This is a genomic window from Bizionia paragorgiae, from assembly GCF_900107625.1.
GTDB lineage: Bacteria > Bacteroidota > Bacteroidia > Flavobacteriales > Flavobacteriaceae > Bizionia > Bizionia paragorgiae.
This window is the reverse complement of sequence record NZ_FNQK01000023.1, coordinates 43003-50939: the sequence shown is the minus strand read 5'-3', so window position 1 is coordinate 50939 and position 7937 is coordinate 43003. Positions and strand designations below refer to the sequence as shown.

9 protein-coding genes are annotated in these 7937 nt (G+C 33.9%); 1 reads left to right on the top strand and 8 read right to left on the bottom strand.

The window, feature by feature from the left end; genetic code table 11:
* The 6 genes from BLV64_RS13610 to BLV64_RS13585 form a co-directional block, all read right to left on the bottom strand.
* Window positions 1-251 (bottom strand): ISAon1 family transposase N-terminal region protein (locus BLV64_RS13610; RefSeq protein ID WP_092136497.1); only part of this gene is annotated, 251 nt, incomplete at its 3' end.
* Window positions 252-415: 164 nt separating this feature from the next.
* Window positions 416-1111 (bottom strand): DUF4369 domain-containing protein, encoded by a 696-nt coding sequence (locus BLV64_RS13605; protein ID WP_092136495.1) that lies wholly within the window; start codon window positions 1109-1111, stop codon window positions 416-418.
* A gap of 54 nt (window positions 1112-1165) precedes the next feature.
* A complete protein-coding gene (locus BLV64_RS13600) occupies window positions 1166-2431 on the bottom strand; it encodes a DUF819 family protein (protein WP_092136493.1) in 1266 nt (421 codons plus the stop codon).
* Between the two features lie 368 nt (window positions 2432-2799).
* On the bottom strand, window positions 2800-3723 hold the full coding sequence (locus BLV64_RS13595; protein ID WP_092136491.1) for an alpha/beta hydrolase: 924 nt from the start codon (window positions 3721-3723) through the stop codon (window positions 2800-2802).
* A gap of 378 nt (window positions 3724-4101) precedes the next feature.
* Complete coding sequence (locus BLV64_RS13590; protein ID WP_092136489.1) at window positions 4102-4698, bottom strand: alpha-ketoglutarate-dependent dioxygenase AlkB family protein; 597 nt, start codon at window positions 4696-4698, stop codon at window positions 4102-4104.
* Window positions 4699-4704: 6 nt separating this feature from the next.
* On the bottom strand, window positions 4705-5064 hold the full coding sequence (locus BLV64_RS13585; protein ID WP_092136487.1) for a DoxX family protein: 360 nt from the start codon (window positions 5062-5064) through the stop codon (window positions 4705-4707).
* A 43-nt stretch (window positions 5065-5107) separates the two neighbouring features.
* On the opposite strand from BLV64_RS13585, the gene BLV64_RS13580 reads away from it, so the two are divergent.
* Complete coding sequence (locus BLV64_RS13580) at window positions 5108-5773, top strand: M15 family metallopeptidase (protein WP_092136485.1); 666 nt, start codon at window positions 5108-5110, stop codon at window positions 5771-5773.
* A 26-nt stretch (window positions 5774-5799) separates the two neighbouring features.
* Here BLV64_RS13580 and BLV64_RS13575 read toward each other — a convergent pair whose 3' ends face one another.
* Both BLV64_RS13575 and BLV64_RS13570 read right to left on the bottom strand, forming a co-directional pair.
* Window positions 5800-7032, bottom strand: a complete 1233-nt coding sequence (locus BLV64_RS13575) for a M48 family metallopeptidase (RefSeq protein WP_092136483.1) — start codon at window positions 7030-7032, stop codon at window positions 5800-5802.
* Between the two features lie 16 nt (window positions 7033-7048).
* Window positions 7049-7849 carry a TrmH family RNA methyltransferase gene (locus BLV64_RS13570; RefSeq protein ID WP_092136503.1) on the bottom strand — a complete coding sequence of 267 codons (801 nt, stop codon included), beginning with the start codon at window positions 7847-7849 and terminating at the stop codon, window positions 7049-7051.
* Window positions 7850-7937 lie beyond the last annotated feature (88 nt).

The following is a 7937-nucleotide window of genomic DNA, read 5'->3' as shown; positions in this document are numbered from 1 at the left end:
TTATCTAACCATCTGCGACGTTTTACGTGAAGATAGACTGTATTACCTCGAAGTGGAAAATCTTGAATAGTGACTTCTTTGTGAAAACCATGAGCAACAAGCATTTTGGATTTCTCCTCTTTAGGAATCACATTGCGCTCTTCAAAATAAAGGTGCATTACTTCACCATTTTTTGTGTTTTTTATTAAATCGAAATGATTAATTAAAAATTCAGGGAGAATAAGTTTCAGTAATTCTAAATAATTGTCCACGGCTATTTTTTTTACAAAAATCGTAATCTTATTTCAATTCACACACAACTTTTGAGATTGATCCCTTATTAGAGTATGCTTTTCGTAGTAAAAAAAATAAATAGTATAAAAAAAGCTTCACCTTAATGAGTGAAGCTTTTCTTGTGGGTATAAATTATAGATGTTTACTCTTCAGTTTTAATAATTTCAATCAACTGCTGTAAATTTTTTCCATATAATGAAGACTTAACTTCTTTGGTTAAGACATTATTTATAGTATCTAATAATTTTATATTAGCATCATATAATTCTGTAAGTGCTAAATAAGGCGCTATTTCACTGTTTTTATTATTCAAGGCAAAATTCGTTGTGTATAAATATTTCTTTTTCTGAAGACTTTTAAAAGCTGTTTCTTTTTCTGAAGCTAAAAGTGTGTCATTCTCTTTTAAAGCATCAAAATGTGCTTTAATAAGTTCTAGGTTTTTATTGTTGAATTTTGACATCATAAGAAGGTAATCATTTAAAAGATCTTGTTGCTTAGATCCTTTAATTTTAGCATCAAATGCGAAATTTTTTAAAGTAGTGTGTATCTCCGATACCCCTTTGTCTGCAAAAAATGGAATTCTATCTTTATGGTCATCGTTTTTATCAAGATATAAGAAGAACATTTGAGGTTCGTCTATGCTACTCTTTAATTCAAAAGGAGCTTCGCCATTTACAACTACAGAATCTACTGTGATTAGTGTTGAATCGTTGGCTTTCTTTAAATAAATGGTCCCTTTCTTTAAGCCTTTTACCTGGCCTTTAACAGTTAGAGAGTCGTTAGAGTTACCGCAGTTAAACAGTAAACTTAAACTTAATAGTGCTATTATTTTTCGCATTAGAGTATAGGGGTTTTTGATAGAGCGCAAATATGCTAAAAATTTTGTTAAAAATTACTGTGTAGCAACTATTCTCATTAATTCTGCACAAAGTAAGGCGCCGTAGGTTCCTACAACATATCCAAAGACAGCTAATAATGCACCTACCGTAGCTAAAGAAGGGTGGAAGGCTGCTGCTACAACAGGCGCCGATGCTGCTCCTCCTACGTTTGCCTGACTTCCTACAGCAAGGAAAAAGTATGGGGCTTTTATTAATTTAGCGACTAATATGAGTAATCCCGCGTGAATTGCCATCCAAACCAAACCTATAAATATAAGTCCTGGGTTTTCTAAAATTTTTCCCAAGTCCATTTTCATTCCTATAGTAGCTACAAGAATATAAATAAAGACACTTCCAATTTTACTAGCTCCTGCACCTTCATAGTTTTTGACTTTGGTAAAGGATAATAATACACCAATAAGTGTAGCTATAGAAATAAGCCAGAAAAACCCACTTCCAAAAGAAGATAAGGCACTTTTAGGATCGCTAACAGATTCGAAATTTGTTGATAGATATTTAGAAATCACATCCGATCCGAGATGTGCTATTCCTACAGCTACAAAGGCAATAGATAAAATCACCATCAAGTCGGTTAACGTCGGGTTTCGAGTTATCTTCTCAGATAAGTTTTGAACTTTTTCTTGTAAGGCATCAATTGCCGAATTGTCAGCTTTTAACCATTTGTCGATTTTTTTACGCTTGCCAATTCCTAATAATAAAATAGCCATCCAAATATTAGCAACCACGATATCAACCAATACCATACCTCCGTAAAGTTCTTGGTTATATTCGTAAATTTCTAACATGGCAGCTTGATTGGCACCTCCACCAATCCAACTTCCTGCCAGGGTTGCTAGTCCACGCCAAACGGCATCAAATCCAGCGCCACCAACGGTTTCAGGAGAAAATGTAGAGATTAATAATATCGCTAAAGGACCACCTATAATAATACCTATGGTTCCCGTTAAAAACATTATTAAGGCTTTAGGGCCTAAATTAAATACAGCTTTTAAATCAATACTTATTGTAAATAAAACTAATGAAGCGGGTAGTAAATAACGACTGGCAATAAAATATGTTTTTGAGGTATCTGCCGAAATGATTCCTAAAGAATTGAAAATGGCTGGCAATAGATAACACATTAGAAGTGCGGGAACAAATTTGTAAAAGGTAGTCCAGAATTTGCCTTTTAAATTTTCAGTAAAAAAAACAACGCCTAAACAAAGCATTAATATTCCAAATACGATAGCATCATTGCTAAATGGTAATGTGTTTTCCATTTTCTAGTTTTAATTTCCCGCAAAATAGCGATTTTCTGCTTTAAAAAAAAAGCTAGGTTTTACTTTAATAGAAACGACTACCAAACGTGTTACATCAACGGAATCTTTATGTAAATAATGTCAGACTCCGTTCGTGATAAGACAGATTTTATCCGCATGTAAAAAAAGCATGTCGTAATTTGTTAAATGTTTCTAAAATACACGGGAATAAAAGCGACACATTTCATTTTGGCACGAAGATTGAAATATGTTTTAAAGTAATTACTTATGATGACTATTTGAGAGTGTGGTTACTTTTAAAATACGAGTAGTAATTATCATATTTTTGGTTGGTTAGTATGAAAAAGCACCCTTTGTGGGTGCTTTTTCTATTTAATAAATTCCACAATGGCATCTATAACTTCTGGTGATAGGGGACGTGCAGATTCATTGTAGGACTTTGAATTCTCTAAGGTGCCGCCTTCTATTGTTACCAAAACATGATTCATGTTTTCAATGATTTTAATTTCCGATTCTGGTGAAGCTTGGTGTAAAATTTGAGCCTCGGCTTCGGTAACTTGTAAATCTTTAGTGCCATTAATAATTAAAACAGGAATTTGTAATTTTTGAATTTCTGTTTGAGGATCATACTGCATCCAATTGGAAATAAAAGGTTGTAACTCCTTATTAAATATCGCTTCCAATGCTTTTGGATATTCCGTAGTCGTTTTACCTTGTCTTAATACCGCGAACGTTTTTTCTGCATCCTCAGTAAACATAGGTGCTGTTTTAGTAATTTGCTCCATTATAACATGATCTATGCGTTGTCCCGCACCTGCGAGAGAAATAAACCCATCCGCTCTTTCTTGCGCGGCAACTAAACCTACGAGGCTACCTTGGCTATGTCCAGCAATATAAATTTTATTAAAAGCATCTTGGTTTTTAAAGAAATCTCTGACTGAAATCGCATCAGTTATAAAATCTTCAAATAACATGTTTTTATCAACCTTTCCTTTACGTATTTGCTTTACAATACGTTTATCGTAACGAAATGTGGCAAGGTTTCTGTTGGTTAATCCAACGGCTAATTTTTTTAGGGCATTATTTTTTAAAAAATTCTGATTTCCATCGCGATCGGTCGGACCAGAGCCAGCAATAATTATAACTAGATTCGGCTTTTCGACAGTATTGGGCAGTAATAACGTGCCTTCTATAAATTTGTTGATTACCACCTCGCTTGACTTGTGGTTATTATCTTGTGCCGTAACGATACAAGTAATACATAAAAAAAAGATAATGAATTGTGTTTTCATAATTTAAAAATATAATCAGCTAATGCACTTAATACAAGTGTCTAACTTAAAACGCTTAGACACAAATTTAAGTATAAATCACAAAGAAATAAGCACTATTTATTCATGTATGAAAAAAACTACTAAATAAATCAGGTTTTTTTCTTATGTATGTTAAAATAAAATGCTTTTCATCGAATATTACTGTGTTTAATCTTGATTTTTAATGATTAGTGATATATTTAGGGCGTACTAATAATACATGAATTAGTTCAATGGATTAATTAAATTAAGATTTACAATTTTATACACTATTTAGGCCCTAAATCTAATCAGAACAAAATTGTAAATTATTTTAAAACTGAGGTTGAGGGACCTCAGTTTTTTCTTTTTACAACTTTATTGAATGACCCTGAACGTTAAGTTTATTCTAGGGTTTATAGGGCGTTTCGTTTTAGCAATTTGATGAAGCCAATACTGCTGTGTTTCTCCTTTCATGAGTAGTAAACTTCCGTTGTCGAGTAGTATTTTGTGACGCTGTTCTTTTAAGGTGCGATGCTTTAAATGAAAAAAGCGTGGTTGACCAAAAGTAACCGATGCAATTATAGGGTGTTCCCCTAATTGCTTTTCATTATCAGCATGCCAACCATTACTATCTTGTCCGTGGCGATATAAATTAGCAAGGCATGTGGTAAACCTTGTATTGCAAACAGATTCAACTTTTAATTTAATAGTGTGCAGGCTTGGTGTAAATGTTTTTGGAAACATGGTAATCCCCGAATAATGTAACGGCTTATTATTCGAGGCGAATAAAGCCGTTAAACGCGGCTGTTTGTGGGTTTTTCCGAAAATTGTAATGTCGTCTTGCTGCCAAGGTGTCTCCTGTAGTAAAGTATTGTAATACTTAAGCGCTTCTTCGCTACTAAAAAAGTTTGGATAATACGTAATGTCCGCATTAGGTAATTCTAGTGGTATGTGTTCAGAAGGGAATAGCATGCATTTTTAAAATTGAAGATACCAATAAGCCCAATACATCAACCCGAATTGTAAGGGAAGACGTAAAATTAAAATCCATTTTGGTATTCCTGCCGAAGCCTTTTCTCCAGAAAGCATATAAATATGTACTAATAAGAACACAACAAGCATAGCGATTATACCGTAAATCGATAGGTTTTTTAGTGCAGGAACACACAAACCTATCCCTAAAAGAATTTCGGTGATTCCACTAAGGCTAACCATTAATTTAGGTTGTGGTATATAGCGTGGCATAATCCGTAAATAAGCTTTTGGTTTAATAAAATGCATGATACCAGCGAAAATATATACCGCTGCCATAAGATAAAGATGCCAAGGAAAAGTCATAAGTTTTATTTATTTATCTAAATTAGCTTTTAAAATAGAGACCATGAAAATTAGTATCACCTTTTTTTTAGTATTCTTTTTAAATACGGTAGTTGCACAATTACCAAAAGGTTTTGTGTATGTAAAAGATAGTATTCCTGATATAGAAGTCGAGCTAAGATATTGCTACAATAATAATTTTGTGGGTGAAAATGTTGACGGCTATGAGGAACATGTAGCCATTTTAACTGCCGAGGCTACTGAAGCTTTAAAAGCGGTTCAAAAGGAATTAAGAAAACAAGGCTTAAGCATAAAAATTTATGATTCTTACCGTCCTCAGCGTGCAGTTAATCATTTTGTAAGATGGGCAAAAGCAGTTAATGATACGGTTATGAAATCTCAATTCTACCCAGAAGTAAACAAACAGCACTTATTTAGTTCTGGCTATATTGCATCTAAATCTAGACATAGTAGCGGGAGTACCTTGGATATAACCATTATAGATAAAAAGACCGGAGAAGAATTAGATATGGGATCGCCTTTCGATTTCTTTGGTAAAGCGTCTTGGGTCGCAAATAAAGAGCTGACTAAAGAACAAATAGAAAACCGACAACTTTTACAAAAACTAATGCTAGCCAATGGCTTTAGGAATTACCCTAAAGAATGGTGGCACTTTACCCTAAGAAATGAACCTTACCGCAATCAGTATTTTGATTTTGTTGTAGAGTAAGTAGTTGTGCCTATCGGTCTGGTTAATTATCCTTTTAGGTTAGTGATGCGTTGTAATAAAGTAGGGTGCGAGTAATGCATAAAAACATAAGCCGGATGCGGTGTTAGGTTACTCAAACTATTTTTCGATAGTTTTTTAAGTCCGCTAATTAAAGGCTCTGCCTTGTAGGTCGTTTTAGCAAAATTATCGGCCTGGTACTCAAATTTTCTAGAAAACCAATTCATGATTAAACCCGTGGCTTCCGAAATCGGACTGTATAAAATACCAAAAGCGATTAACCCGATATGAAAGCTGGGAGTATCTACCCCTAAAGCCTCCGAAAGTAAAGTATTAGAAATCAATAAAGACATGATAAATAGGGTTACACCAGTAAGTATAATTGAAGCGAAAAGATTGAATATAATATGCTTCTTTTTATAATGCCCCACTTCATGAGCTAAAACGGCTACAATTTCTTCTGGTTCTAAGTCATTGATTAGTGTATCGTAAAGTGTAACTTGTTTCTGACTACCAAAACCTGAAAAATAGGCGTTGGCTTTTGTGCTGCGTTTAGAGCCGTCGATCACAAATATTTTATCGAGATTAAAACCTTCTTTTTCGGCGTAATTAGATATTTGCGTACGTAAGTCACCGTCCTCTAAAGGCGATTGTTTATTAAAAATGGGAACTATGAGTCGGCTATAAAGCAAATTAATAAAGAGCGTAAATACTGTTATAAGTGCCCAAGCGTATATCCAAAATAAATCACCTGTAGTTTGATAAAACCAAGTTAAAAGCGCTAAAATACCACCTCCAACAATTAGTAACATGAGCCAGCCTTTAACCTTGTCTAATATAAAAGTGCCTTTCGTAGTTTTATTAAATCCAAAACGCTCTTCGATTACAAATGTTTTATAATAGGAGAATGGTGTTGTTAAGATATCGCTACCCAACATAATAATTCCAAAAAACAGTAATGTTATTACTATAGGGTGTGACGACCACTGTCTAGCGAGTGCATCTACATACGCAAAGCCGTCAAAAAAGAAAAATCCTAAAGTCAGTAAAAGTGAAAATGTAGAACTTAGCAACCCAAATTTATAATTTGTTTTTTTATACCGTTGCGACTTGTTATATGCTGATTCGTCATAAACATCACTTAATTCCTTTGGAATCGGATCGTTATAATGTTTAGCATTTAATGCATCTAAAATTTTATCGATAATAAAACTGATAACTATTAAAGCTATAATGATATAAAATAGGGTAGTGGCAGTCATAAAAATGAAATGAATTTTATTTGAAATCTCGCTGTCTTTTAGCTTCAAAAATTAGAATACCCGCTGCTACAGAAACATTCATAGAATCGATAGCTCCTTGCATTGGGATAATTATATTTTGTTTAGAAGCGATACGCCATTCTTCACTTAAGCCAGTAGCTTCTGTGCCAACAACTATAGCTGTGGGAGACGTAAAGTTTTGTGTGTGATAGGGAACGGCATCTTGTAAAATAGCAGCGTAGATAGCAATGTTTTTCGATTTTAAAAAGGCAATAATAGCATCGGTTGTGCCCATTGCAATCTGATTGGTAAACACACAACCGACACTAGAGCGGATAATATTAGGATTGTACAAATCCGTTTTAGGGTTTGCAATAATAACAGCGTCTACATTCGCAGCATCGGCAGTTCGTAAAATGGCGCCTATATTTCCTGGTTTCTCTGGTGCTTCAGCTATTAATATTAAAGGACTGTCAGATTTAAATGATAGTTGATTAATGCTGTGCTCTTTACTTTTAGCAATGGCTAGTACACCTTCCGTTGTTTCACGGTAGGCTATCTTTTGATAGACCTCTTTAGAGATTTCAATAACGTCCTGTGCTTGCAGGTTTAAAGCGTTAAGCTGCTCTTTAGAAATTAAATCACGATAAAATAATAGGGTGTCGATATCGTAATTTCCGTTAGCCGCAAGTTCAATTTCTCTAATACCTTCAACAATAAAAAGACCCGACTTTTTACGTTCACGAGATTTCTCTTTTAATAAAACAACGTGCTTTATTAATGCATTTTGAACGCTACTAATATGTTTTATAGGCATGGTATTCATTTTATATCTGCAAATTTAGAGTTTTCAAAACGATTTCTTTTCATCAAATCCAAAACGATAAATAATTAGCAGCTATTAT

Coding starts and splice junctions, on each gene's coding strand:
- BLV64_RS13605 (WP_092136495.1), bottom strand. CDS start 1,111: ATGCGAAAAATAATAGCACTATTAAGTTTAAGTTTACTGTTTAACTGC.
- BLV64_RS13600 (WP_092136493.1), bottom strand. CDS start 2,431: ATGGAAAACACATTACCATTTAGCAATGATGCTATCGTATTTGGAATA.
- BLV64_RS13595 (WP_092136491.1), bottom strand. CDS start 3,723: ATGAAAACACAATTCATTATCTTTTTTTTATGTATTACTTGTATCGTT.
- BLV64_RS13590 (WP_092136489.1), bottom strand. CDS start 4,698: ATGCTATTCCCTTCTGAACACATACCACTAGAATTACCTAATGCGGAC.
- BLV64_RS13585 (WP_092136487.1), bottom strand. CDS start 5,064: ATGACTTTTCCTTGGCATCTTTATCTTATGGCAGCGGTATATATTTTC.
- BLV64_RS13580 (WP_092136485.1), top strand. CDS start 5,108: ATGAAAATTAGTATCACCTTTTTTTTAGTATTCTTTTTAAATACGGTA.
- BLV64_RS13575 (WP_092136483.1), bottom strand. CDS start 7,032: ATGACTGCCACTACCCTATTTTATATCATTATAGCTTTAATAGTTATC.
- BLV64_RS13570 (WP_092136503.1), bottom strand. CDS start 7,849: ATGCCTATAAAACATATTAGTAGCGTTCAAAATGCATTAATAAAGCAC.